Origin of the sequence: Aliiroseovarius conchicola, from assembly GCF_041403445.1 — a bacterium.
In the GTDB taxonomy this organism is placed as follows: Bacteria; Pseudomonadota; Alphaproteobacteria; order Rhodobacterales; family Rhodobacteraceae; genus Aliiroseovarius; species Aliiroseovarius conchicola.
Genome location: NZ_JBGEHL010000002.1, coordinates 548,421 through 572,382, shown reverse-complemented (window position 1 = coordinate 572,382; position 23,962 = coordinate 548,421). Strand labels below are relative to the sequence as shown.

17 protein-coding genes and 2 pseudogenes are annotated in these 23,962 nt (G+C 57.9%); 13 read left to right on the top strand and 6 right to left on the bottom strand.

The window, feature by feature from the left end:
• Together V6N04_RS05685 and V6N04_RS05680 are read left to right on the top strand one after the other, a co-directional pair.
• Positions 1–112: pseudogene (locus V6N04_RS05685) on the top strand (IS5-like element ISCARN85 family transposase); the annotation flags it as partial.
• Positions 113–130: 18 nt separating this feature from the next.
• Positions 131–1,207 (top strand): annotated as a pseudogene (locus V6N04_RS05680) (trimethylamine methyltransferase family protein); the annotation flags it as partial.
• Between the two features lie 366 nt (positions 1,208–1,573).
• On the opposite strand, the gene topA reads toward V6N04_RS05680, so the two are convergent.
• On the bottom strand, positions 1,574–4,135 hold the full coding sequence (topA, locus tag V6N04_RS05675) for a type I DNA topoisomerase (protein ID WP_371169157.1): 2,562 nt from the start codon (positions 4,133–4,135) through the stop codon (positions 1,574–1,576).
• Between the two features lie 245 nt (positions 4,136–4,380).
• Between topA and V6N04_RS05670 the strand changes: the two genes are divergently transcribed.
• On the top strand, positions 4,381–6,957 hold the full coding sequence (locus V6N04_RS05670) for an ATP-dependent helicase (RefSeq protein WP_371169156.1): 2,577 nt from the start codon (positions 4,381–4,383) through the stop codon (positions 6,955–6,957).
• A 95-nt stretch (positions 6,958–7,052) separates the two neighbouring features.
• Here the strand turns inward: V6N04_RS05670 and V6N04_RS05665 are convergent, their stop codons facing one another.
• Together V6N04_RS05665 and V6N04_RS05660 are read right to left on the bottom strand one after the other, a co-directional pair.
• The gene (locus tag V6N04_RS05665; protein WP_371169155.1) at positions 7,053–7,277 is read right to left on the bottom strand and encodes a GDCCVxC domain-containing (seleno)protein; all 225 of its coding nucleotides are present in this window, start codon (positions 7,275–7,277) and stop codon (positions 7,053–7,055) included.
• 538 nt (positions 7,278–7,815) lie between these two features.
• A complete protein-coding gene (locus V6N04_RS05660) occupies positions 7,816–8,031 on the bottom strand; it encodes a DUF1127 domain-containing protein (RefSeq protein ID WP_371169154.1) in 216 nt (71 codons plus the stop codon).
• 429 nt (positions 8,032–8,460) lie between these two features.
• Here V6N04_RS05660 and V6N04_RS05655 point away from each other — a divergent pair, with 429 nt between their 5' ends.
• From V6N04_RS05655 to V6N04_RS05610, 10 genes are all read left to right on the top strand, one after another.
• Positions 8,461–9,537: an Mrp/NBP35 family ATP-binding protein gene (locus V6N04_RS05655; RefSeq protein ID WP_371169153.1), complete on the top strand. Its 1,077-nt coding sequence runs from the start codon at positions 8,461–8,463 to the stop codon at positions 9,535–9,537.
• 710 nt (positions 9,538–10,247) lie between these two features.
• Entirely contained in the window at positions 10,248–10,763 is a 516-nt protein-coding gene (mraZ, locus tag V6N04_RS05650) for a division/cell wall cluster transcriptional repressor MraZ (RefSeq protein WP_371169152.1), read from the top strand.
• Position 10,764: 1 nt separating this feature from the next.
• Positions 10,765–11,763, top strand: coding sequence for a 16S rRNA (cytosine(1402)-N(4))-methyltransferase RsmH (gene rsmH / locus V6N04_RS05645; protein ID WP_371169151.1), 999 nt, complete (start codon positions 10,765–10,767; stop codon positions 11,761–11,763).
• Positions 11,763–12,104: a cell division protein FtsL gene (ftsL, locus tag V6N04_RS05640; protein WP_371169150.1), complete on the top strand. Its 342-nt coding sequence runs from the start codon at positions 11,763–11,765 to the stop codon at positions 12,102–12,104. Before rsmH ends, ftsL begins: the two co-directional genes overlap by 1 nt.
• Positions 12,101–13,897, top strand: a complete 1,797-nt coding sequence (locus tag V6N04_RS05635; protein WP_371169149.1) for a peptidoglycan D,D-transpeptidase FtsI family protein — start codon at positions 12,101–12,103, stop codon at positions 13,895–13,897. The genes ftsL and V6N04_RS05635 overlap by 4 nt, the downstream gene beginning before the upstream one ends.
• A gap of 18 nt (positions 13,898–13,915) precedes the next feature.
• A complete protein-coding gene (locus V6N04_RS05630) occupies positions 13,916–15,406 on the top strand; it encodes a UDP-N-acetylmuramoyl-L-alanyl-D-glutamate--2,6-diaminopimelate ligase (RefSeq protein ID WP_371169148.1) in 1,491 nt (496 codons plus the stop codon).
• Entirely contained in the window at positions 15,403–16,818 is a 1,416-nt protein-coding gene (locus V6N04_RS05625; protein ID WP_371169147.1) for a UDP-N-acetylmuramoyl-tripeptide--D-alanyl-D-alanine ligase, read from the top strand. Before V6N04_RS05630 ends, V6N04_RS05625 begins: the two co-directional genes overlap by 4 nt.
• A gap of 21 nt (positions 16,819–16,839) precedes the next feature.
• The gene (gene mraY / locus V6N04_RS05620) at positions 16,840–17,922 is read left to right on the top strand and encodes a phospho-N-acetylmuramoyl-pentapeptide-transferase (protein ID WP_371169146.1); all 1,083 of its coding nucleotides are present in this window, start codon (positions 16,840–16,842) and stop codon (positions 17,920–17,922) included.
• Between the two features lie 100 nt (positions 17,923–18,022).
• Positions 18,023–19,432, top strand: coding sequence for a UDP-N-acetylmuramoyl-L-alanine--D-glutamate ligase (murD, locus tag V6N04_RS05615; RefSeq protein ID WP_371169145.1), 1,410 nt, complete (start codon positions 18,023–18,025; stop codon positions 19,430–19,432).
• 109 nt (positions 19,433–19,541) lie between these two features.
• On the top strand, positions 19,542–20,828 hold the full coding sequence (locus V6N04_RS05610) for a DUF3422 family protein (protein WP_371169144.1): 1,287 nt from the start codon (positions 19,542–19,544) through the stop codon (positions 20,826–20,828).
• On the opposite strand, the gene V6N04_RS05605 is transcribed toward V6N04_RS05610, so the two are convergent.
• The 3 genes from V6N04_RS05605 to V6N04_RS05595 form a co-directional block, all read right to left on the bottom strand.
• Positions 20,761–21,825, bottom strand: a complete 1,065-nt coding sequence (locus V6N04_RS05605; RefSeq protein WP_371169143.1) for a YeeE/YedE thiosulfate transporter family protein — start codon at positions 21,823–21,825, stop codon at positions 20,761–20,763. The genes V6N04_RS05610 and V6N04_RS05605 overlap by 68 nt on opposite strands.
• Positions 21,826–22,034: 209 nt before the next feature.
• Complete coding sequence (locus V6N04_RS05600) at positions 22,035–22,940, bottom strand: ABC transporter permease (RefSeq protein WP_371169142.1); 906 nt, start codon at positions 22,938–22,940, stop codon at positions 22,035–22,037.
• Positions 22,933–23,940, bottom strand: coding sequence for an ABC transporter permease (locus V6N04_RS05595; protein WP_371169175.1), 1,008 nt, complete (start codon positions 23,938–23,940; stop codon positions 22,933–22,935). The genes V6N04_RS05600 and V6N04_RS05595 overlap by 8 nt, the downstream gene beginning before the upstream one ends.
• Positions 23,941–23,962 lie beyond the last annotated feature (22 nt).

The window sequence follows — 23,962 nt, the reverse complement described above, 5'->3', positions numbered from 1 at the left end:
GTTTCGAAGGCTGAAAGGATACCGGCGCATCTTCTCAAGGTTCGAAAAGCTGGACGTCATGTACCGCGCTTTCCTGAATTTCGCCCTAATCGTCGATATGATTAAGTGTTAACAGGCCCTAGAAGATGCGCGCAACTTCTTCAAAATGGCACAGATGAGTCAGGCCATGCATGTACCGGGAATCCTGCCTGTTGAACCGCAGGATGTGCCCGTGCCGCTACGCCATCTGGATCTGGTATCCTCGGCTTTGACGCTCACCGACAAGCCGATCAAGGGATCGGTTCTGTCGGCAACTGCGGCGCGTGACACCGTTGATATGATGCGCATCATCTTCGGCGAGGGATTCGTCGATCAGAACGTGGTCCTTACCTCTCTGCTAAACTGCAACACGCCGCTGGTTTGGGACGAAACCATGCTGGAATCTCTGCGCGTCTATGCCGATGCCAATCAACCATGTCTGCTGACGCCCTTCGTTCTGGCAGGCGCTAGCGCTCCGGCCAGCCCGCTGGGTGGCGTGGCGCTGCTTATTGCGGAATCGCTGGCGGGTATCGCCTACTCGCAAGTCATCCGACGCGGTTGCCCAATGGTGATGGGCGTGGCGATTATGGGTGTGTCAATGAAGACTGGTGCGCCGATGATGGGATCGCCTGAACCAGGACTTATGAATCTTTTGGTGGGTCAGATGGCGCGGCATTACGGTGTTCCGTGGCGGTCCTGCTCCATGTGGACAGGCTCGAAATCTCCCGACCTGCAGGCCGGTTTCGACAGCGCCAACACCATGTGGCCAGTTTTGCTGGCCGGGTGTAACTTTATCGTACACTCGGCGGGCTTTCTAGAAGGGGCACCTGGGGTCAGTTATTCAAAATGGGTGCATGACGCCTATCAACTTGAGTCTTATCACCGTTTCTTCTCGGGTCTGCAGGAGGAAAATCTAGACGCAATTATGGGTGATGTAACTAATGTTGGTCCGGGTGGCCATTTCTTGGGTACTGATCACACGCGCGAAAATCCAATGCATATCAACGGCCTGCAGAACAACGATAGCTACGAGAGGTGGTTTGATGAGGGCGCGAAGAATGCGGACCAGGTTGGCCGGGAAGAAGCGCAACGCATCCTGGACAGTTATATGCGACCGCCGATGCCCGACGATCAGGCCAGCGCCTTGGCGGAATTCGTTGCCAAGAAGCGGATCGAGTATCAAAGTTAGATAGGGGCCGGTCCGGCCGCTATTCTCATTCACGAACAGGATACCTTGCGCTATAACCGAGACCTCGACAAAACCGCTCTCACTCAATCAGGTTCGTGCACTACCAACACCAGTTGCAAAAGTTTAATACGCATCATCTGAAGCACATTCTTTGCTTGTCGCTTTTGGTGTGGGTCGGTTTCTTTTGAATTTGTGCATGGACTGCCCGCTCGGAAATGCTTCTAGGCTCGGCAAACGAAAAGCGACCATTCGAGCCTAAGCGGAGAAGGCCCACTCTGTTCGCTAAGCGGTCACTATTGACGCAATATTTGCCTAGCTCAAAGACATGTCAGGATGTGGCCTTGAGGACTCTAATAAGCGTAGCACCTACTTCCCGCCAGCTGCCGCCTTTTTCTTTGGAGCGGCCTTCTTCTTAGCCGCCGCTTTCTTTTTCGCAGGCTTCTTCTTCGCCGCTTTTTCAGCGATCCAGCCGACGGCCATCTCCATGGTCACGTCTTCGGGATTCACGTCTTTGGGGATCGTCGCGTTGACCTTTTCCCACTTCACGTACGGACCGTAGCGGCCTTCCATGACGTTCACCGGGCCGCCGTCTTCGGGGTGTTCTCCCAATTCTTTCAATGCTTTGGCCGCCGCACGCCCGCGCCCACCAGGGTTGGCGCGTTTCTCGGCCAGCATCTCGACCGCGCGGTTCATGCCGATGTCGAACACGTCGTTGGGGTCTTTCAGATTGGCATAGGTCGGCTTGGCATCGTCGGGCAGCTTGTGCATGACATACGGCCCAAAGCGCCCGAAGTTCGAGCTGATCATGCCGCCTTCCGGGTGTTCACCGATTTCGCGGGGCAGGGACAGAAGCACCAGTGCTTTCGCCAGATCCATCTCGTCCTTGTCCCAGCCTTTGGGCAGGCTGGCGCGAGGCGGTTTTTTGTTCTCGGGCGTGGGTTCGCCGCGCTGCACATACGGTCCAAAACGCCCAGATTTCAGCCAAATCTCGTCGCCTGCATCTTCGCCCAACACACGTTCGTCACCTTCAGCGCCTTCACCGGCAATTGGGCGGGTGTACGTGCATTCGGGGTAGTTGCCGCAGCCGACAAACCCGCCTGTGCGCGAGGTTTTCAGGTGCAGTGACCCTTGGCCGCATTTCGGGCAGATGCGCGGGTCTGATCCGTCTTCACGGGGCGGGTAAAGCTGAGGTGCAAGGGCTGCGTCCAGCTTGTCCAGCACTTCGGAAATCCTCAGCTCGGATGTTTCAGCAATCGCAGCTGAGAAATCCCGCCAGAAGCGCGCCAGCACTTCCTTGTAATCCATATCACCCGCCGAAATCTCGTCGAGTTCCTCTTCCAAATTCGCGGTGAACTCATAGCCCACATACTGGCGGAAGAAATTCATCAGGAAGATCGTCACGATCCGGCCCTTATCCTCGGGGAACAGGCGGTTCTTGTCTTTGCGAACGTACTCGCGATCCTGAATGGTCGTGATCACCGATGCATAGGTCGAGGGGCGACCAATGCCCAGCTCTTCCATGCGTTTGACCAGCGTCGCCTCGGTGTAGCGGGGCGGGGGCTGGGTGTGGTGCTGTTCGGGCGTGATGCCGGTTTTCTTGGCAGCCTCGCCTTCCATGATCTGGGGCAGGCGCTTGTCGTCGTCATCCACCACCTGATCGTCGCGGCCTTCTTCATAGACCTTCATGAAGCCTTCGAAGACCACTACCTGACCGGTGGCACGCAGCACAACTTGACCGTCCGCAGACCCCACATCCACCGACGTACGCTCAAATTTGGCGCTTTCCATTTGGCTGGCGAGGGTCCGCTTCCAAATGAGGTCGTATAGCTTGCGCTGATCGGGTTCGAGCTTCGCCAAATCGCCGCCCGACACGGTCATATCCGTCGGGCGAATACACTCGTGTGCTTCCTGCGCATTTTTGGCTTTGTTCTTATAAATCCGTGGGTTGTCCGGGATAAAATCTTTGCCATAGCGATCCGAGATCGCGTCCCGTGCGGCCGTCACGGCCTCGGGCGCCATGTCGATCCCGTCAGTCCGCATATAGGTGATGTATCCGGCCTCGTACAGGCGCTGGGCGGTCGACATTGTTTGACGCGCGCCAAAGCCGAACTTACGGCTGGCTTCCTGTTGCAGGGTCGAGGTCATGAAGGGCGGCGAGGGGTTGCGGGTGGCTGGTTTCGCTTCGACCGACTGAACTGACAGATCACGCGACGAAATCGCCTGCACGGCCAATTCAGCAGCGGTTTCGTTTTCAAGGTCGTACCGGTCGAGCTTTTGGCCCCCCAGAACCGTCAGTCGCGCTTCGAATTCTTTTCCGCGTGGTGTCGAAAGCAGCGCCTTTACCGACCAGTATTCGCGGGCGTTAAACGCCTCGATCTCTTCTTCCCGCTCAACGATCAAACGCAGGCAAACCGACTGCACACGACCGGCAGACCGTGCGCCGGGCAGCTTGCGCCACAGAACCGGTGACAGGTTGAAGCCCACCAGATAGTCCAGCGCGCGACGGGCCAAGTAAGCCTCGACCAGATCGGTGTCGACATCGCGAGGTTGCTGCATCGCCTCGGTCACGGCGGATTTGGTGATCGCGTTGAACACCACGCGGCTGACCGGCGTGTCCTTCTTGATCGCACGCCGCTTGCGCAGGGCTTCCTCAAGGTGCCACGAAATCGCTTCGCCTTCACGATCGGGGTCGGTGGCGAGGATCAGGTTGTTGTCGTCTTTCAACGCATCGGCAATGGCGCGCACATGCTTGGCGCTGTCGCGGCCAATTTCCCATTTCATGGCAAATTCTGCATCCGTATCAACCGAGCCATCTTTGGGCGGCAGGTCGCGGACGTGGCCATAAGACGCCAGCACCGTGTAATCGGAGCCAAGATACTTGTTGATGGTCTTGGCTTTGGCCGGGCTTTCGACAACGACGACTGGCATGAACTTCCTTCCGACTCAGGTGCACCATGAAATAATGGCAGTATTTCTGGAGGCGTTAGATGGGTTGTGAAGGGCGGGTTTGTCAATGGGCACTCTCTATATATAGGGGCACATATCGCCGCGCCCCCTTTAGGGGGCGGGAAATTTAGCGGTGTACGCGCAACGGTCGGAATAATCGATTTACACGGGCAGAACATTCGTGGAACACTCTTTCCACCCTGCAATCCCGTTGATAAAGAACCTGCATGAGCGATTTTGACGAAGATGACGCATTCGAGGCCGCCGCCCGCCCCAGCTTGTCGCAAATGGCGATGGCAGCACGCCCGTTGCCGTATCTGGATGGACTGAACCCGGCGCAGCGCGAGGCGGTTGAAGTGCTTCAGGGTCCGGTTTTGATGCTGGCGGGTGCGGGGACGGGGAAAACCAAAGCCCTCACCACCCGCATTGCGCATCTTCTGAACACTGGACAAGCGCGCACGAACGAGATTTTGGCGGTGACCTTCACCAACAAAGCGGCGCGCGAGATGAAAGAGCGTGTCGCGGGGCTGTTGGGCCAGACGGTTGAGGGCATGCCGTGGATGGGCACGTTCCACTCGATTTGTGTGAAACTGTTGCGCCGCCATGCTGAACTGGTCGGGCTGAAAACCAACTTCACCATTCTGGACACCGACGACCAGATCCGGCTGCTGAAACAATTGATTGCGGCGAACAATATCGACGAAAAACGCTGGCCTGCGCGACTGCTGGCGGGCGTGATCGACAATTGGAAAAACCGCGCTTGGACGCCAGAAACGCTGCCTGCATCCGAGGCGCAGGCCTTCAACGAACGTGGCCCAGAGCTTTACGCGCAATATCAGGCGCGGCTGCTGACATTGAACGCTTGTGATTTTGGCGATCTGCTTTTGCACGTGGTCACGATTTTCCAAAAGCATGACGACATCCTCAGCAAGTACCAAAGCTGGTTTAAGTACATTCTCGTCGACGAATACCAAGATACCAACGTCGCCCAATACCTCTGGCTGCGCCTTCTGGCGGCGGGGCACAAGAACATCTGCTGCGTGGGCGATGACGACCAATCGATCTATGGCTGGCGCGGGGCCGAAGTAGGCAATATCCTGCGGTTTGAAAAGGATTTTCCCGGCGCTAAGGTGGTGCGGTTGGAGCAGAACTACCGCTCCACCGCGCATATTTTGGCCGCCGCGTCTGGCGTGATCGCGGGCAACCAAGATCGTCTGGGCAAAGAGCTTTGGACCGATGCCGAGGGCGGCGAGAAAGTCCGTTTGATCGGTCACTGGGACGGCGACGAAGAAGCCCGTTGGGTCGGGGAAGAGATCGAGGCGATGCAATCCGGCACGCGGGGCAGGGCACCGATGTCGCTGGACGACATGGCGATCCTCGTGCGTGCCTCTCACCAAATGCGCGCATTTGAAGATCGTTTCCTGACCATCGGCCTTCCTTACCGCGTGATCGGTGGCCCTCGCTTCTATGAGCGGCTCGAAATTCGCGACGCGATGGCCTATTTCCGGCTGGCGGTGTCACAGGACGATGACCTTGCGTTCGAACGGATCGTCAACACCCCCCGCCGGGGCTTGGGCGACAAAGCGGTGCAAACCATCCAAGGGCTGGCCCGCCAAAACGGTGTGTCGCTGGTTGAGGGCGCGCGCATTGCGGTCGAGACGGGCGCGATCAAGGGCAAGGGTGGCAAGGGGCTGGCGGAGTTGCTGGGAAATCTGGACCGGTGGCACACTTTCCTGACTGGCACACGGCCATCTGTAGTCCGGGCAGCTAGGCCGGTAAGGCCCGACACGGACGGAGATAGTGAGGTCGTTGCGGATGACTTGAGAGAAAACTACCAGTCGGCTCAGAAAGAACTGGGTGGTCTCAATGACGGACCGCATGATCCGGCATTCACAGAAGAAAACGAGGAGCATGTCGAACGTATGGACCCGGTGGAGTTAGAGGGTACCCATATCGAATTGGCCGAAGTGATCTTGGAAGAATCCGGTTACACCGAGATGTGGTTGAACGACAAAACGCCCGAAGCACCGGGGCGATTGGAGAACCTCAAAGAGCTGGTGAAGGCCTTGGAAAGCTTTGAGAACCTGCAAGGGTTCTTGGAACATATCAGCCTGATCATGGATAACGACACCGATGATGCCGAGGAAAAGGTCACCATCATGACCCTGCACGGAGCGAAGGGTCTGGAGTTTCCTGGGGTCTTCTTGCCGGGTTGGGAGGACGGGCTGTTCCCCTCGCAACGGTCGATGGATGAAAGCGGGTTGAAAGGCCTGGAGGAAGAGCGCCGTCTGGCCTATGTCGGTATCACGCGGGCCGAGGAGGTCTGTACGATTTCCTTCGCCGCCAACCGGCGCGTTTACGGCCAGTGGCAATCGCAATTGCCCTCGCGTTTTGTCGACGAATTGCCCGAGGCGCATGTCGAGGTGCTGACCGCGCCTGGGCTCTATGGTGGCGGCTATGGCGGCATGTCAGGAGATTTCGGTACATCACCGCTTGAAGACAAAGCCAGTCGTGCAGACGCTTACAACTCGCCCGGGTGGAAACGGATGCAGGCGCACACTGGATCTGGGGGCAACTTGCGTGCCAAACCCAGCCCAAATGAGGCGCGCGGGTTGGTGATCGACGCCACCGCCGTGTCGTCCTTCACCCAAGGCGACCGCGTGTTTCACACGAAATTCGGCTATGGCACGGTGATGGGGATCGAAGGCGACAAGCTGGATATCGAGTTTGACAAAGCGGGCGCCAAAAAGGTCGTCTCCAAATTTATCGTACCGGCGGCACAAGCGGGCGACGTGCCGTTTTAAGTTGGGGATCTGACGAGATCATGCTGTATTTTCGGCAGGTGTTTTGATGCTGCCCAGAGGGTGAACACTGCTCAGACACATGCAATTGGTGTCAGTTAGGCGCAGCAGGATTTGCCTTCTTGAATTGGCGGGCAGGGCACTGTCGCATAGGAGCAAAAGACACAGCAGTCCCCCTCAAGCGGTTTAAGAACGGCCTTGCAGGACTTGCATTCATAAAACCACTGGCAGGCATCGGTGGGCATCGTCTCGACTTCAACGTGACCGCAAGAAGGGCAGGTGAGTGCTGACGTCAGGACCACATCCGTTTCATTTTTCGCCATGTGCTTAACCCCTGGACAATGAAACCCGGCCTTAATCGGCAACAAGGCAATTGCACTGTAAGCGACACTGGGAACACCTGTAAGGTCCTCCACATTCAAATGATCGTTAGAACCAGGACCTCTGGTGATTTTGGCAAAAGGGGGGCGTAATATCCCGCTTGGGCCTGATTGGGTGCGTGATTTTCACATTCGAAAACAAAAAAACGGCGATGCCCGGGAGGAGGTGGGCATCGCCGTTTCTATGTGATGCGGGGCTCTGGGAGGAGGTAGAGACCCGTCGTCATGTGGCTTGGGGTCTGGGAGGAGGTAGACCCGTTGCCGTATCGGGATGGTTGCTGGGAGGAGGTAGCAACGTCCCGGATCTTAGGGGGTGCAGCGATGTTCGGGAGGAGGTGAACATCGCTGCAACCCACGGACCCTCAAGGGAGGAGGAAGAGGGTCCGAAACTTGGTTGATTGTGCGGCGGAACCGGGGAGGAGGTCGGTCCCGCCGCCAATCAAAGCCACCACAAGGGAGGAGGACGTGGTGGCCAGAAAGCTTACTTGCCGTAGACGGCCATGCGTGCTGTGTGGCGGATTGAGCCACGGCCAAGGCCGAGGTCAGCCAGCTCGCGGTCGCTGAGTTGGTTCAGTTCACGAACGGTTTTACGGTACAGCGAGCGTGTCTCGAGCTGTTCTTTCCATTCGGTGATGCGGGCGGCCAAACGGTCAGCGATGCTTACGGGGGCCAGAAGAATTTCAGTTGCGTGTGCCATTTTATCTCTCTCTTACGTCTCAGTCGCAGCGTTCTGCGGTGGGTGCGGGCGATGCCGCCGGATATTGTGTTTGCGCTCACATTGTCGCTTGTGATGATTAAATGGTCCCAATGCTGCGAATGCACAATACCCCAGTTTGTCAAAGCCGGTATGCGGCGGACGCATACATAAAAATGTCACAATTATAGATGGTTGCGCGAGTGTGAAGCTTGACCTTAGGTAAAATGCTGCAGTGCGGAAATATGCGCTTTAGGAGCTGAGGCTGGCCAAATATGGTGGCAATTTGCACGATGACATATCCCAAAACGTCGACCCGACGCGCGTATCTGCTGATAAGTTCATGCGCGTCAAAATGCAGCCAGGGTATGAATGCCTCTTGCGCCTGCGTGGAAAGCTGCCAAGTAATGGGCAAGTTTGTAGGAGGCTTAAATGTCCGAGATGCGCGATAAGATTATGGGCACGTTGTCCGCCATTGCTCTGCCTGATGGCGGGGACCTTGCGTCGCGCGATCTAGTGCGTGCGCTGACAGTGGACGGTGGCGCGGTCAGTTTTGTGATCGAGGCCGAGACGCCCGAGCAGGCGGCAGGTCTGGAACCTCAGCGCCGCGCGGCTGAAACCGCCGTGGCCGCCCTTGATGGGGTAGAGCGGGTATCCGTCATCCTGACCGCCCATGGCCCAGCCAAAGCCGCGCCTCAGCCTCCTAATTTGAAAATTGGTGGCCATCCGAAACCACAGGCTGGACCGCTACCGGTCCCCGGTGTCGCCAATGTCATTGCAATCGCATCCGGCAAGGGTGGGGTGGGGAAGTCGACGCTCAGCTCGAACTTGGCTGTGGCGCTGGCACGTCAGGGGCGCAAGGTCGGTCTTTTGGACGCTGATATTCTGGGGCCATCGCAACCACGGATGATGGGCACAAACGAACGTCCGTCTTCCCCTGATGGTGAGCAACTGATCCCGGTTGAGGCGCATGGCATCAAGATGATGTCCATTGGCCTAATGCTAAAATCAGAGCGAGAGGCAGTGGTCTGGCGCGGACCCATGCTTATGGGCGCGTTGCAACAGATGATGTTTCAAGTGGATTGGGCACCGTTGGATGTGCTGATCATTGATCTGCCTCCCGGCACGGGCGACGTGCAGCTGACTTTGGCTCAGAAATCGCAGATCACCGGTGCGATCATTGTGTCGACCCCGCAAGACGTGGCGTTGATTGATGCCCGTAAGGCGATCGACATGTTTGACAAGGTGAAAGTACCCATTCTTGGCCTGATCGAAAACATGTCGACCTATACCTGTCCGAATTGTGGGCATGAGGCGCATCTGTTTGGCCATGGCGGTGTGCGTGACGAAGCCGCCGAGCTTGGCGCGCCGTTCCTTGGCGAAATTCCATTGTCACTTGATGTGCGATTGGCAGGCGATAGCGGAACCCCCGCTGCTGCTGGCGACGGCCCAATGGCCGAGGCTTACGCGACGCTTGCCCGCGACCTTGTTGCACGCGGCATCGCCTAAGCAATCTCTCCTCAGAGCTTGAAGGTCCTGCGCCGGACGATGGTCTGACGCGGGCTGCTGGCATATGCATGAAACCCGAACTCGATAGGTCTATCTCGTATTTCCCACTTCATGGGACAACTATGTATCGAATGTCTCGGGTTGCACTTTTTCGACATTTTAGACATGAATTCGGACCATTTCGGCTGATTTATCTTCTCAGTTTAGGGGCGCACGGAGGAAAACTGAAAAAAGTTTGGAAATCACGGCACTTTTTTATTCTGCAAGTGCGAAGCTATATATAGTGTATAGAGGCTCACAAATCACATTTTGTCGTGGGCTAAGGGGCGATTTTGCCGATTTTTGGCTGCCCTTTGCTGCGCATCAGCACCATGAAGTGTCATGATTTCCCAAAAAAACTCTTGTCACCCACGTTTTCCCACGCTACCCATAATACCAGATGAGGACGGGACATAAGAGGCAGCAAGACCTCGTGACACTCCCAAGTCAGGTTTCATACAGGCACCCGCTTCATTGACGAAAGAGATCCGGCGCGAACGCGAGCAGACATCCCCCCAGGTGGCGCGCGCAGCTGGACACCCCGGAAACGGGACAGGCGGCGGATTGGGCAGTGGCAGCAGCTCAATCCGCCGTTTCTATTTCAAACCCCCAAACGGGGTCAGGTCATTAGATCGGGGCAATGATCCGGGACAGTATAAGGAGCCGCGAAAGTGGCACGCAGGTTCAGAGGTGAAGGCCGCCACAAGGTGGACGCAAAGGGTAGGGTGTCGATCCCAGCCCTGTTTCGCCGTGTGCTTGAGGCTGGAGACCCGGATTGGACCGATGGACTAAACCCGAACATTGTCATCGTATATGGTGACGAGCGTCGCAATTACCTTGAGTGCTACACGATGGAAGCCATCGACGAAGTCGATGACAAGATCGCGGAAATGCAACGTGGATCGAATGAACGACGCACGCTGGAGCGTTTGTTTAACGGTCAGTCTCTGCCGACAAATGTAGATGACACCGGGCGGTTGGTTCTGCCCGCCAAGCTGCGCCAGAAGCTTGGCATCGAGAAAGAGGCGTTCTTTATCGCCACCGGTGACACGTTCCAAATCTGGAAGCCCGAGACCTATGATGAATTCGAAATGGCGCGAGCAAATGCTTGGCTGGATCAGCAGCCGGAAGATTTCGATCCGGTTTCGCTGTTAGGGCGGGGAACAACGTCAGGCGGAGGCGGATGATATGACCGATCCGGCTGCCACCGAAAAACGTCCTCATATTCCAGTCTTGCTACGGCCGCTTTTGAAAGCGGTCGCACCTGTTTCTGGTGATTGGGCAGATGGGACCTTCGGGGCCGGTGGGTATACACGCGGATTGTTGGATGCTGGCGCGGATTGGGTCTGCGGGATCGACCGCGATCCAATGGTGTTTGACATGGCAGCGGACTGGGCCAAGGGCTATGGCAATCGGCTGGCGCTTCGCGACGGCACATTCTCGGACATGGACACACTTGCAGAACGCCCGCTTGATGGCGTGGTTCTGGATCTTGGTGTCAGCTCTATGCAGCTTGATCTGGCCGATCGCGGGTTTTCGTTCATGCGGGATGGTCCGCTGGACATGCGGATGAGCCAATCTGGCCCGACCGCGGCGGATATCGTCAACAAAGCCGACGAAGAAAACTTGGCCGACATCTTGTATCACTATGGCGAAGAGCGTGCCTCGCGCCGGATTGCACGTGCGATCGTGAAGGCCCGCGCCGAGGCTCCGTTTGAAACCACGCTGCAATTGGCCAAAGTGGTTGAGAAGTGCTTGCCCCGTTCCAAAACCGGCCAAAGCCATCCGGCCACCCGTTCGTTTCAAGCGATCCGCATCGCGGTGAATGACGAATTTGGTCAATTAGTCGAAGGACTTGAGGCCGCAGAGCGCGCGTTGAAGCCCGGTGGAATGTTGGCCGTCGTGACGTTCCATTCGATGGAGGACCGCGTCGTGAAGCGGTTTTTCCAAGCGCGCGCTTCTGAAGGCGGAGGTGGTTCACGCTATGCGCCCGAACAAGCGGTCGAGACGCCGCGCTTCAAGCTGACCCCCAAAAAAGCCATCGCGCCAGACGAAGAAGAACTGGCCGAGAACCCGCGTGCGCGGTCTTCACGTCTGCGCGTGGCCACCAGAACAGACGCGCCAGCCGGCACATCAGATCGGCGCAAACTTGGACTCCCACCCCTTGTTTTCAAGGATAAATCATAATGCGTAGCTTGCTTTACATCACATCCGCTTTGGTCGTCATGGCATTGGCCTATTGGGCGTATTCCGAAAACTATAAGACGCAAGCCTCGCTTGATCGTGTTGAAGATTTGCAACGTGAAATTGGCAATATGCAGGAACGTCTAACGGTTCTAAGGGCCGAGTGGGCCTATCTGAACCGCCCGGACCGCCTGCGTGATTTGGCAGAGTTGAACTATGAGCGGCTGGGCCTACTGCCCCTCGCGCCCGAGCAATTCGGACGTGTGGATCAGGTGGCCTATCCATCCGAAGAGCTGCCAGAAATTACCGAGACCTTTGATGTGATCGGGGAGATTTCGCAATGACCCGTGTGCCCCTTCGCCCTCTTGCCCGCATCCTTGAAGCGCGGGCGAAAGGTGAAAACCCCGATGCGATCGAGCGTGAAAATCTGCGTCAACGGCATGACGAAATCCGCGACCGGTCAAGGCTGAGATCCGAAGGGCGTCTGCTGGTGTTGGCTGGGCTATTCCTTTGCGCCTTCCTTGTCGTGGGTGGTCGCATGGCGATGTTGTCAGCAACTGAGCCAAAAGAACCACGCGCGCAAGCGCCGGGGGCTTCGATTGCTACCGCACGTGCAGATATCGTGGACCGGCAGGGGCGTATTCTTGCAACCAACCTTGTGACGCATGCGCTTTATGCGCAGCCGCCGCAAATGGTGGACCCGGAACGCGCCGCCGATGAGTTGATTAAGATTTTCCCTGATCTGAAGCGGGAACGGCTGATCAAAGATTTCACAGGCTCGCGTAAGTTCTTGTGGATCAAGAAAAAACTCAGCCCAGAGCAAAAGCAAGCCGTGTTTGATATTGGTGAGCCCGGTTTGTTGTTCGGCCCACGCGAAATGCGTCTTTATCCCAATGGCAAGCTGGCCGCCCACGTCATGGGTGGCGCGAGCTTTGGCCGCGAAGGCGTCAGCGCTGCCGAGGTGATCGGAGTCGCTGGGGTCGAAAAGCAGTTCGACAACTATCTGCGTGATCCGGCCAATGGCGACAAGCCGTTGGAGCTGTCACTTGATCTGACCATCCAGGCATCGATTGAGCGTGTGCTTTATGGCGGCATGAAGCTGATGAATGCCAAAGGCGCTGCCTCGGTGTTGATGGATGTACACACGGGCGAGGTGATTTCGGTTGTCTCGCTTCCCGACTTTGATCCAAACAAGCGCCCGCGCGTGTTGACCAAAGGCGACCAATCCGACAGCCCGCTTTTCAACCGGGCGGTTCAGGGTGTCTACGAGCTGGGGTCGACCTTCAAGATCTTCACCGCCATTCAGGCGATGGATTTGGGGTTGGTGAATGCGAACACGGTGATCGACACAGGCGTGCCGATGAAGATTGCAGGTCACCGGATTGGCGAATTTAAGAACAAGAACTATGGCAAGATCAGCGTGTCGGACATTATCGTCAAATCCTCGAACCGGGGAACAGGGCGGATGGCCTTGCAGATCGGGCCGGAGCGTCAGCAGGAGTTCCTGAAGGCAATCGGTATGTTCGAGCGTACACCGTTCGAGATTGTCGAAGCTCAGGGTTCGCAACCGCTCCTGCCCAAACGTTGGGGCAAGCTTAGCTCGGTTACGATTTCTTACGGACACGGGCTGTCGTCGACGCCGATGCACTTGGCCGCTGGTTATGCCGCCATTGCCAATGGCGGGTTCGCGGTGAAGCCCACGGTTCTGAAACAGGAACGCATTGCGCGGGGACCGCGTGTGATGACCTCGGCTTCGGCGGCGGCAGCGCGTGACATGTTGCGCAAGGTGGTCACTGAAGGCACAGCCTCGTTTGGCGAGGTTGAGGGGTATAAGGTCGCCGGTAAAACCGGCACGGCCGATAAACCCAAGCCGCGCGGAGGGTACTATGATGACAAGGTTATCAACACCTTCGCCAGTATGTTTCCGGCGGATAATCCGAAATACGTGTTGATTGTAACGCTGGACGAACCGGTGGAAACCACTGGCCCGAAACCTCGCCGGACGGCAGGTTGGACGGCCGTGCCGGTTGCCGCCGAAATTGTGCGCCGCGTGGCCCCTTTGCTTGGCATGAAGCCCGAGCTTGAACCCGCCGTTGAAACCTTTGCGGCAACTGGGGTAACACTCACCTCGAACTGATCAAAACGGGTTTGCAAAATGGGCGCTGAGACAACAACCAAATCCCTGGCCGAACTGGGGCTAAGCGCCCGGGGCGGCAAAGAGGCCGCAATCACCGGTTTGTCTGTGGACAGTCGGCTTGTGAAGCCCGGCCACTTGTTCGCAGCCCTTCCCGGTGCCAAGGTGCACGGGGCCGAGTTCATTCAATACGCGTTGCGTATGAAAGCCTCTGCCATCTTGACTGACCCAGAAGGTGCCAAGATCGCCAAGGCCGAACTTGACGCGTCTGACGCCGCCCTTGTCGTGACCGAGGATCCGCGTATGGCTTTGGCGTATGCCGCAGCCCTTTGGTTCGGCGCGCAGCCTGAATATATGGTGGCAGCGACGGGCACCAACGGCAAAACCTCGGTGGCAAGTTTCACACGTCAAATCTGGACCTTGATGGGGATCAAGGCCGCCAATCTGGGCACCACCGGGGTCGAGGGCGCATATACTGCGCCGCTGAACCATACGACGCCGGAACCCATCACGCTGCATAAAGTTCTGGCTGATATGGCCGGCGCGGGCGTGACCCATGCGGCGATGGAGGCATCTTCCCACGGGCTTGCGCAACGCAGGCTAGATGGCGTGCGTCTGACAGCAGCGGCGTTTACGAATTTCACGCAAGATCACCTCGATTATCATGAGACGTTTGACGAGTACTTTGCCGCCAAGGCAGGGCTATTCGCGCGTGTGCTTCCCGAAGGGGGGACCGCTGTGATCAACATGGATGACCCAAAGGGCAAAGAGATGGCCGTGATTGCCGAAGCACGTGGCCAACGGCTTCTTCGTGTGGGCATGGACGAGGCAAATGAACTCCGTCTGAATGCGCGACGCTACGACGCGACGGGACAGGAGTTGATGTTCAGTTGGAATGGCAAGGCACATACCGCACGGCTGAACCTGATCGGCGGCTTTCAGGCCGAAAACGTGCTGGCAGCCGCCGGTTTGGCAATCGGATGCGGTGAAGACCCAGATCATGTGTTCGACACGTTCAAGGATCTGGAAACCGTGCGCGGTCGCATGCAGCACGCCGCCACACGCGACAACGGATCGGCGGTCTTTGTGGACTATGCCCACACGCCAGACGCATTGAAAACCGCGCTAAAAGCTATGCGCCCGCATGTTTTAGGGCGTTTGGTCGTGGTGTTTGGCGCGGGCGGTGATCGCGATACCTCGAAACGGGCCTTGATGGGGCAGGCGGCGGCAGAAAATGCCGATGTTGTCTTTGTCACCGACGACAACCCGCGCAGCGAAGACCCCGCAGCCATCCGCGCGATGGTAATGGCGGGCTGTCCCGAGGCTGTGAATGTCGGCGACCGAGCCGAGGCGATCTTGCGCGGTGTCGACGCGCTTAACCCCGGTGATGCGTTACTGATCGCAGGCAAGGGGCACGAGACCGGGCAAACCGTTGGGGATGACGTGCTGCCGTTTGATGATGTCGAGCAGGCCTCGGTCGCGGTATCGGCGCTGGACGGGCATCTGGCATGAGCCTGTGGACCGCAAACGAGGCCGCCAGGGCCACCGGCGGCACGGCGCAGGGCGATTGGTCGGTCGACGGGGTCTCCATCGACACGCGCACGATTCAGTCGGGCGATCTGTTCGTCGCGTTGAAGGATATCCGCGACGGCCATGACTTCGTCGCTCAAGCCTTGGACAAAGGGGCGGGGGCCGCTTTGGTCAGCCATATCCCCGATGGCGTAGCAGCTGATGCGCCGCTTTTGATTGTTGACGATGTCATGCCGGCGCTAGAAGCTCTGGGCCGCGCAGGTCGCGCCCGCACGGATGCGCGGGTGGTGGCCGTCACTGGCTCTGTCGGCAAGACCTCGACCAAGGAAATGCTCCGCGCTGTGTTGTCGGCACAGGGGCGCACCCATGCGGCCGAGGCGAGTTACAACAATCACTGGGGTGTCCCGCTAACGCTCGCCCGCATGCCTGTTGATACCGAGTTCGCGGTGATCGAGATCGGGATGAACCATCCGGGCGAAATCGCGCCCCTCTCGAAATTGGCGCGCCCGCATGTGGCGATGGTCACCACCGTCGCTGCTGCGCATCTTGAAGCGTTTGATGACCTTGCCGGCATCGCGAGAGAAAAAGCCGCGATATTTCAGGGGCTTGAGCCGGGTGGCGTTGCGGTCATCAACGGTGATCTGGAAACGACGCCGATTCTTAGGGACGCCGCGCGTGGCTTTGATTTGCAAAGCTTTGGCGAGGCGGAAGCGAATGACCACCAATTGGTCCATGTCTCGCTGACCCCAGACGCGACGATCTGCAAAGCCAATGTGGCCGGGGATGACCAGCTTTTCAAAATTGCCACACCGGGGCGGCATTTCGCGATGAACGGGTTGGCAGCACTGGTCGCAGCCCGTGCGATGGGGGCGGATACGACGCTCACCGCACGCAATATGGTCAACTGGCAACCGCCCGCGGGGCGCGGCACGCGGGAAGAGATCACTCTGGACGCGCCCGAGGGTTTGACGCTCACTCTGATCGACGACGCGTTCAACGCCAATCCGACGTCGATGCTCGCTGCGCTTGAGGTTTTGGGTGCGATGCAGCCTGTCGATGGCGTTGGACGTATCCACAAGGGACGCCGCATTGCGATACTTGGTGACATGCTGGAACTTGGCCCCGACGAAATCGCCCTGCACGCCGCCATCGCGGATACACCCTTCCTCACCGCCATTGATCAAATCCACTGCGTTGGCCCGCGGATGAAAGCTTTGTGGGAGCGTTTGGAAGGCGACCAACAAGGTATTTGGGTCGAGACCGCTACAGAGATGAGCAGCCAAATTCACAAGATTGTCGATGCGGGTGATGTGGTTTTGGTCAAAGGATCAAAGGGCTCTCTGGTCTCTCAAACTGTTGACGCCATCCGAAAAATGGGCCAATCGCTCCGTTAACCTTAAAAAGGAACCCACAATATGTTGTATTGGTTGACCGAGTTTTCGGACGGTGGTGATGCATTTAACCTTTTTCGCTATATCACGTTCCGGGCTGGTGGTGCGTTCTTTACCGCGCTGATATTCGGGTTCATTTTTGGCAAACCTCTGATCAACATCTTGCGGCGCAAGCAGGGCAAAGGGCAGCCGATCCGCGATGATGGCCCGGAAAGCCATAAGGAAAAGCAGGGTACACCCACAATGGGTGGCTTACTGATTTTGTCGGCGCTTTTGGTGTCCACATTGCTGTGGGCGCGGTTGGACAATCCTTATATCTGGATCACGCTCTTCGTCACCTATGGCTTTGGTTTGATTGGATTTGCAGACGACTACGCCAAGGTTTCAAAAGCCACTACGGCTGGCGTGTCAGGAAAGGTCAGATTGGCGCTTGGACTGCTGATTGCAGCGATTGCCGGCTACCTTGCCTCGATTGCGCATCCAGAAGGATTGCAGTTCCAGTTGGCGCTTCCCTTCTTCAAAAACACCCTTTGGAACATGGGTCTGTTCTTCATTCCTTTCGTGATTATCGTCATTGTGGGCGCCGCAAACGCTGTGAACCTGACAGATGGGCTGGATGGGTTGGCCATCATGCCGGTAATGATCGCTGCTGCCACGCTGGGCATCATTGCCTATGCGGTGGGTCGGGTCGACTTCACCGAGTATCTGGACGTGCATTATGTGCCGGGCACGGGTGAGTTGCTGATTTTCACGTCCGCCTTGATCGGTGGCGGCTTGGGGTTTCTGTGGTACAACGCTCCACCCGCTGCGGTCTTCATGGGGGACACAGGATCGCTGGCACTCGGCGGCGCGCTGGGTGCCATCGCAGTTGCCACGAAACACGAGATCGTTCTGGCCATAGTCGGCGGTCTGTTCGTGGTCGAGGCGCTGTCGGTGATCATTCAGGTGCTCTATTATAAGCGCACTGGAAAACGCGTGTTCCTGATGGCACCCATCCATCACCATTTCGAGCATCTGGGCTGGAAAGAGCCTCAGATCGTCATTCGGTTCTGGATCATCTCACTGATCCTAGCCTTGATCGGACTGGCGACCCTGAAAATTCGCTGACCTTGCGAAAATGTCTTCTAAAGCCTCGCCCTAACCGGCGGGGCTTTTGTTTTTTCATCAAACCGAGTAGCGATGGATCAATGAAAAGGCGGAGGCGTGGATGATCCCGGTCAAAGGATATGAAGGTCAGAAAGTGGCGGTGCTTGGGTTGGGGCGCTCTGGCCTTGCAGCGGCTCATGCGCTTGAGGCTGGCGGCGCAGAAGCGCTGTGCTGGGACGATGGGCAAGAGGCTCGGGACCGTGCCGAGGGCCAAGCCTTAATCCTGCATGACTTGTCCAAGGCAAATGCTTGGGATGGCGTTGCCGCCCTGATCGTCAGCCCCGGCATCCCGCACCTTTACCCGGAACCCAACAAGATCATTGCCCGCGCGATGGAGGCGGGGGTGCCCGTCGACAACGACATCGGCCTGTTTTTCCGTAGCTTCGCTGACAGTGATTGGGACAGTTTCGATACACAGCCCAAAATCGTTGCGATCACCGGATCGAATGGCAAATCCACCACCTCTGCGCTGATCCATCACATTCTGGAAGAGGCCGGTCGCCCTGCACAGCTTGCCGGAAACATCGGACGCGGCGTGTTGGATATAGACCCGGCACATGACGGCGAAGTCGTGGTGCTGGAGCTGTCCAGCTATCAAACCGATCTGGCCCGTGCGCTGACGCCTGACATCGCGGTGTTCACCAACCTGTCCCCGGACCATTTGGACCGTCATGGCGGCATGGGGGGCTATTTCGCGGCTAAGCGTCGCCTGTTTGCCGAAGGTGGACCCGACCGCGCCGTGATCGGCGTGGACGAGGCCGAAGGTGTTTATCTGGCCGGACAATTGTCAGAAGGGGCGGCGGATGATCGGGTCATCCGTGTCTCGGTTGATCGCAAACTGACCGGGCCGGGATGGCAGGTTTTTGCGCGCAAAGGGTTCTTGTCAGAGTATCGCAAGGGGCGTCAGGTGGCCTCGATCGATCTGCGGGGTATCAAGGGACTTCCGGGCACACATAATCATCAAAATGCCTGTGCGGCTTACTCTGCCTGCCGGGCGCTAGGCTTGTCCCCCAAACAGATCGAGGCCGCATTCAATTCGTTCAAAGGCTTGCCGCACCGGTCTCAGCTGGTGGGCGAAAAGGATGGCGTGTCGTTCGTGAATGACAGCAAGGCGACCAATGTTGACAGCGCGCGTGCGGCCTTGGCGGCGTTTAAGAATATCCGTTGGATTGCTGGAGGGTTGGGCAAAGATGGTGGGATTGAGGCGTTGTCGGTGGACGACCTGTCCGGCGTCACGAAAGCCTACCTGATCGGCCACTCGGCCCGCGAGTTTGCGTTGCAGCTGGGCGATATCCCGAATGAAATTTGCGAGACGATGGCAGCTGCCGTCGCTCACGCTGCAAAGGATGCCCAGTCCGGCGATACGGTTCTGCTAGCTCCGGCCGCTGCAAGTTTTGATCAATACCCGGATTTCGAAAAGCGCGGCGACGACTTCACCGACCAAGTGAACAACATACTTTCAGATACGTGAGCGCTAGCGGTATTCCACCGCATACGATAAAGGCAGAAAACCCCTTGTTTTAAAGGGGTTGCAATGTGTCGCGTCTCTGCTACCTCTGTCGCGGGAGGACACGCGAACCATGTTTCCATTGGAGGACAATCCCCAGCGTTACGCGCTGGCGAACGAGCTGCATGCACGGCCATCACCTGCACTTCAGGCGCCGGGAACGGCGGTATTTTTGGCGGTGAAACGGGCGAAACAGGCCGCCAGCCGCGATCTTGATGCGGATCGCGCACATCTGATTGAACTTCTGGATCGGTTTGGTGTTGCTCATCCCAGCCCCGGGGCAAACCACTATTTCGGGACCATCGGTCGCCATCATCTGAAATGGGAACAGCATACCGAATTCGTGACCTATACCGTCTTTGCAGACGGCGTAGGGTCGCGAGCGTTTGATCCAGCTGCGTTTGACGTCTTTCCAGAAGAATGGCTGCGATCCGCGCCGGGACAAAGGATTACGTCGGCCCAGATACGGATTGAACGCATGCCCGAAAGCGAGGCCGAGATGGACCAGGCGATCCGCAACTGGTTTGTGGCTGAAAGCGTTGCCTCGACATGGGTGCTTGACCGCGCGGCGATGGTGGCCGGCGACTTCCGGATTGATCCTGCTGGGCATATGCGTTTTGCAGCCTTCGTCCATAAGAACACTGGCCAGCGGCGGATCGGTCGTGTGGTCCAGCGCCTGTGCGAGATTGAGACCTACAAGACAATGGCGATGCTAGGCCTGCCCGTCGCGCGCGATCTGAAATCGCGCCTAAGCCATGTGGACGGTGAACTGACACATCTGGTCGGGGCAATGTCCCGCGCCGACCAAGCGCCAGAGATGACATTGAATGAGCTATTGGGCGTTTCGGCTAAGCTTGAGGATATGACAGCCGCCACGTCCTTCCGGCTTAGCGCGACCAAAGCGTATGATGCCATCGTTGGTCAGCGCATTGTTGCTATGCGGGAAGAGCGGTTCTTGGGGCGGCAGACGCTGAGCGAATTCATGATGCGTCGATATGATCCCGCCATGCGTACCATTCGAAGCGCCGAGGGGATGCTTGATAACATGTCTGGTCGTGCCAAACGGGCGGGCGATCTGCTGCGGACCCGCGTCGATGTGCAAAGGTCCGAGCAGAACCAAGCGCTGCTTGAAAGTATGGATCGGCGCGCGGATATGCAGCTTCGGCTGCAAGAAACGGTCGAAGGGTTGTCGGTCGTTGCAATCAGTTACTACGCTGTGTCGCTGGCCAGTTATCTAGCCTATCCGCTGACACATGTGATCGGCATCTCCAAGGGGATGTTGACGGCTTTGCTTACGCTGCCTGTGGTTGGGCTTGTGTACTGGGGCGTGCGACGGATCCGGCATTCGATTGGCCCGTAAGGCGGGCGTCTACACGCCCAGCCGCCCACGCACCTGCGGAAATCGAAAGAAGCGCCAAGAACGCTGCCGCCGATAAGGTCGACACACCGGAAATACCCGCGCCCACGGTGCAGCCTCCGGCCAGAACGCCGCCAATGCCCATCAGCGCGCCGCCAGACAGGTAGCGGCCCATCTGAGCCGGACCCTCAAAGCCTTGCCATTTGAAGCGTCCCGCGATCAGGGCTGAGACAAGCGCACCAGCGACAACGCCGCCGATCAAACCCGTCCCGAAATTGCCACCTACGGCCGAGGCCGCAGCCGTCCAGAACATCGTGTCTGCCAGCGGTGCGGTGAATGAAATGCTTTCGAATGTGATCGGGTCAAACTCATCCATCAGGATCAAACCCGTGCCAACCCAGCCCAGCGGGATCAATAGGCCAATCAGTCCGGCCAGCATCAATGTGCCCGGCTTTGCGCCCGTCTTAACAATCAAGAAACCCGCCAGAAGCAGCGGCAAAAGCGCAGTCCAAAGCGGCAGGGCGGGGGCGGGAACTGTAATCGCTTCGAGCGCGACACGGGCTGGTGCCAGCAAACCTTTCAATGTCGCAAGCGCTGCAAGTGCCGCCACGCCAAGAACCACCAAGGCACGCAAGTTGCCGGATGCGCCCAGCACGGCCAGCCGAGACAGACAACCACGGGTCAGCACCATGCCAATGCCGAAGATAACGCCACCGGCGATGATCGCCGCGAAGGGCAGGTCAGGGGCAAAGAAGCGATGATCGCCAAAGCTGATCCAGCCGACCCAAATCGCGCCTTGGGTGCCAAGCACAGCCACTGCAAGGGCTGTGACCCAAACGGCCAGCGCCGAGCCATCACCGTTGCCTGTCGCCACAAGACCGCGACGCAGACAGAAACGGGTGATTTCGGCGAGAACGCCAAAAGCAGCGCCCAAGCCCAATCCGAAAAGGATCGAGGCCGTGCGAGGGGTCAGGGTCTCAAAGCCGAATGTCTCGAACATCTTCACATCTCCGCATTTGGGAATATGTTCCATTTGGCGTGGGAATTCTGACCTGACAAGGGGAGTTGCGGGGGGAATCTCTGTCGGTTTTGGAAAACTGTCCCATATCAGTCAGTCTGGGCAGAACGGTTCAACGATTAGGTCGTGTAGGGCGGAACAGTTTTTTGACGTTACGCAGCCACCCGCCAGAGACGTCCTTTTTCGCCCGTTCAGCGGCGGCGCACCCTGCGCGGGTCTAAGGCGTCGCGCAGGCCGTCACCGATGTAATTAACACTTAGCACGGTGAGCGAGATGGCGAGGCCGGGCCAGATCACCCGCGCGGGGGTCAGCGTCATGTAGTTGGTTCCGTCAAACAGCATCCGACCCCAGGTGGGCACGTCCGATGGGAAACCTAGGCCCAGAAAGCTCAGCGCGCTTTCAGTCAGGATCGCGTAGCCAACCCCCAACGTGGCCGAGACCATGATGGGGCTTGCGATATTGGGTAGGATGTGGCGACGGATCATCGCGAAAGGTCCGGCGCCAAGGGCGGTCGCTGCGATGACAAATTCCCGTTCCCGCAGAGTCAAAACTTCGCCCCGGACGACGCGGGCGGTTTGCATCCAGCTTGTCAGGCCGATGACTGCGACGAGAAGGATAAAAACGCCGGTTTCCGGTCCGAGCTGGGCGCGCAGCGTGTCCCGCCACAACATGATTGCCACCAACAAAAGCGGCAGCAGGGGAAGGGCCAGAAAAAGATCAGTCAGCCGCATCAATGGCGCGTCAAGCCAGCGGAACATGCCTGCGGCCACGCCCACAAGGCATCCCACTAGGACCGAGAGCGCCATCGCAACAAACCCCACAAGTAACGACACCCGACCACCGATCAAGATGCCCGCCAACAAATCACGGCCAAGCTGGTCTGTGCCCAGCGGGTGCGCCACGCTTGGCCCTTGGTTTCTTGCAGGAACGTCAGTGGCGGCGGGATCAATACCCCAAATTACCGGACCGACGATCACGGCAAGCACGATGATCAGCAATGTTATGGCGCCGACAACAGCGCCGGGATGGGTCCGAAACCTGCTCATCACTGTTGAACGTGATCGCGACGAGGCAAGGGGGAACGTCCGGTCAGTCATAGCGGATCCTCGGATCAAGGATGCCGTAGACGATGTCCGCGATCAGATTGAAGGCCACGATCAACACCGCGAACAGGAAGGTGAGTGTCTGTACCAGCGGCACGTCTCCACCTTGAATGCCGGTGATCAACAGTTGCCCAATCCCGTTCACTTTGAACACTTGTTCAGTGACGATCGCGCCCGCGATCACCTGTGGCACGGTCAATGACACAACGGTCACAACCGGGATCATCGAATTGCGCATGACGTGACCCAGCATCACACGTACCTCGCCCATTCCTTTGGCGCGGGCGGTGCGCACATAGTCTTGATGAAGGTTCTCCAAAACAGATGCGCGCATATAGCGGCTGAACTGCGCAGCATTATACAGCGCCAACACCGTCACCGGCATGATCATCTGGCGGAGCTGTGCTGTTAGGCTGGGCCAATCCCGGACCTCAAGCGTCGTGTCGTAAAAGGACGGAAACCAACCAAGTTTGACCGAGAAGATAAGGATCATCACAACACCCAAAAAGAAGCTTGGGACCGAGAAGCCGACCATCGCCACAAAAGTTCCCAGATGATCCATCCAGCCATGCTGTTTATATGCAGAGACAAGTCCAAGGGGTAGCGCGATCATCAGGCCAAGGATGATTGACGAGCCAACCACCCATAATGTTTGCGGCAGCCGTTCGGCGATCAATTCGACCACGGGGCCCCGTGACGACCAACTGCGCAAGCGAAGCCGGTCGTCATCCACACCCCAGCCCGTCCAGGCGTCGATCAGGTTCAGCGGTTCGTTGATGAAAAACTGCTTGCACCAAAGCAGATAGCGCACGTAGCTGGGGGCGTCCAAGCCCAGACCCGTGCGGATCTGCTCGCGCAGCTCTGGTGGGATGGTTAGTGGCAGGTTTGCGGTGGGATCGTTGGGGGCCATGTCGATCAAAAGAAAGATCACAAGGCTGATCGCGAAAAGCACAGGTACTGAAAAAGCAAGCCGTCGCAGCGTGTAGGTGAACATGTTGGCGACCCGCGGTCCTTGG

Bases quoted from the DNA above. Each gene is read 5' to 3' on its own strand.
- V6N04_RS05635 (WP_371169149.1), top strand. From the start codon at position 12,101: ATGACCCGTGTGCCCCTTCGCCCTCTTGCCCGCATCCTTGAAGCGCGG.
- mraY (WP_371169146.1), top strand. From the start codon at position 16,840: ATGTTGTATTGGTTGACCGAGTTTTCGGACGGTGGTGATGCATTTAAC.
- V6N04_RS05610 (WP_371169144.1), top strand. From the start codon at position 19,542: ATGTTTCCATTGGAGGACAATCCCCAGCGTTACGCGCTGGCGAACGAG.
- murD (WP_371169145.1), top strand. From the start codon at position 18,023: ATGATCCCGGTCAAAGGATATGAAGGTCAGAAAGTGGCGGTGCTTGGG.
- V6N04_RS05595 (WP_371169175.1), bottom strand. From the start codon at position 23,940: ATGTTCACCTACACGCTGCGACGGCTTGCTTTTTCAGTACCTGTGCTT.
- V6N04_RS05630 (WP_371169148.1), top strand. From the start codon at position 13,916: ATGGGCGCTGAGACAACAACCAAATCCCTGGCCGAACTGGGGCTAAGC.
- V6N04_RS05625 (WP_371169147.1), top strand. From the start codon at position 15,403: ATGAGCCTGTGGACCGCAAACGAGGCCGCCAGGGCCACCGGCGGCACG.
- V6N04_RS05655 (WP_371169153.1), top strand. From the start codon at position 8,461: ATGTCCGAGATGCGCGATAAGATTATGGGCACGTTGTCCGCCATTGCT.
- ftsL (WP_371169150.1), top strand. From the start codon at position 11,763: ATGCGTAGCTTGCTTTACATCACATCCGCTTTGGTCGTCATGGCATTG.
- V6N04_RS05665 (WP_371169155.1), bottom strand. From the start codon at position 7,277: ATGGCGAAAAATGAAACGGATGTGGTCCTGACGTCAGCACTCACCTGC.
- V6N04_RS05600 (WP_371169142.1), bottom strand. From the start codon at position 22,940: ATGACTGACCGGACGTTCCCCCTTGCCTCGTCGCGATCACGTTCAACA.
- V6N04_RS05670 (WP_371169156.1), top strand. From the start codon at position 4,381: ATGAGCGATTTTGACGAAGATGACGCATTCGAGGCCGCCGCCCGCCCC.
- topA (WP_371169157.1), bottom strand. From the start codon at position 4,135: ATGCCAGTCGTCGTTGTCGAAAGCCCGGCCAAAGCCAAGACCATCAAC.
- rsmH (WP_371169151.1), top strand. From the start codon at position 10,765: ATGACCGATCCGGCTGCCACCGAAAAACGTCCTCATATTCCAGTCTTG.
- V6N04_RS05660 (WP_371169154.1), bottom strand. From the start codon at position 8,031: ATGGCACACGCAACTGAAATTCTTCTGGCCCCCGTAAGCATCGCTGAC.
- V6N04_RS05605 (WP_371169143.1), bottom strand. From the start codon at position 21,825: ATGTTCGAGACATTCGGCTTTGAGACCCTGACCCCTCGCACGGCCTCG.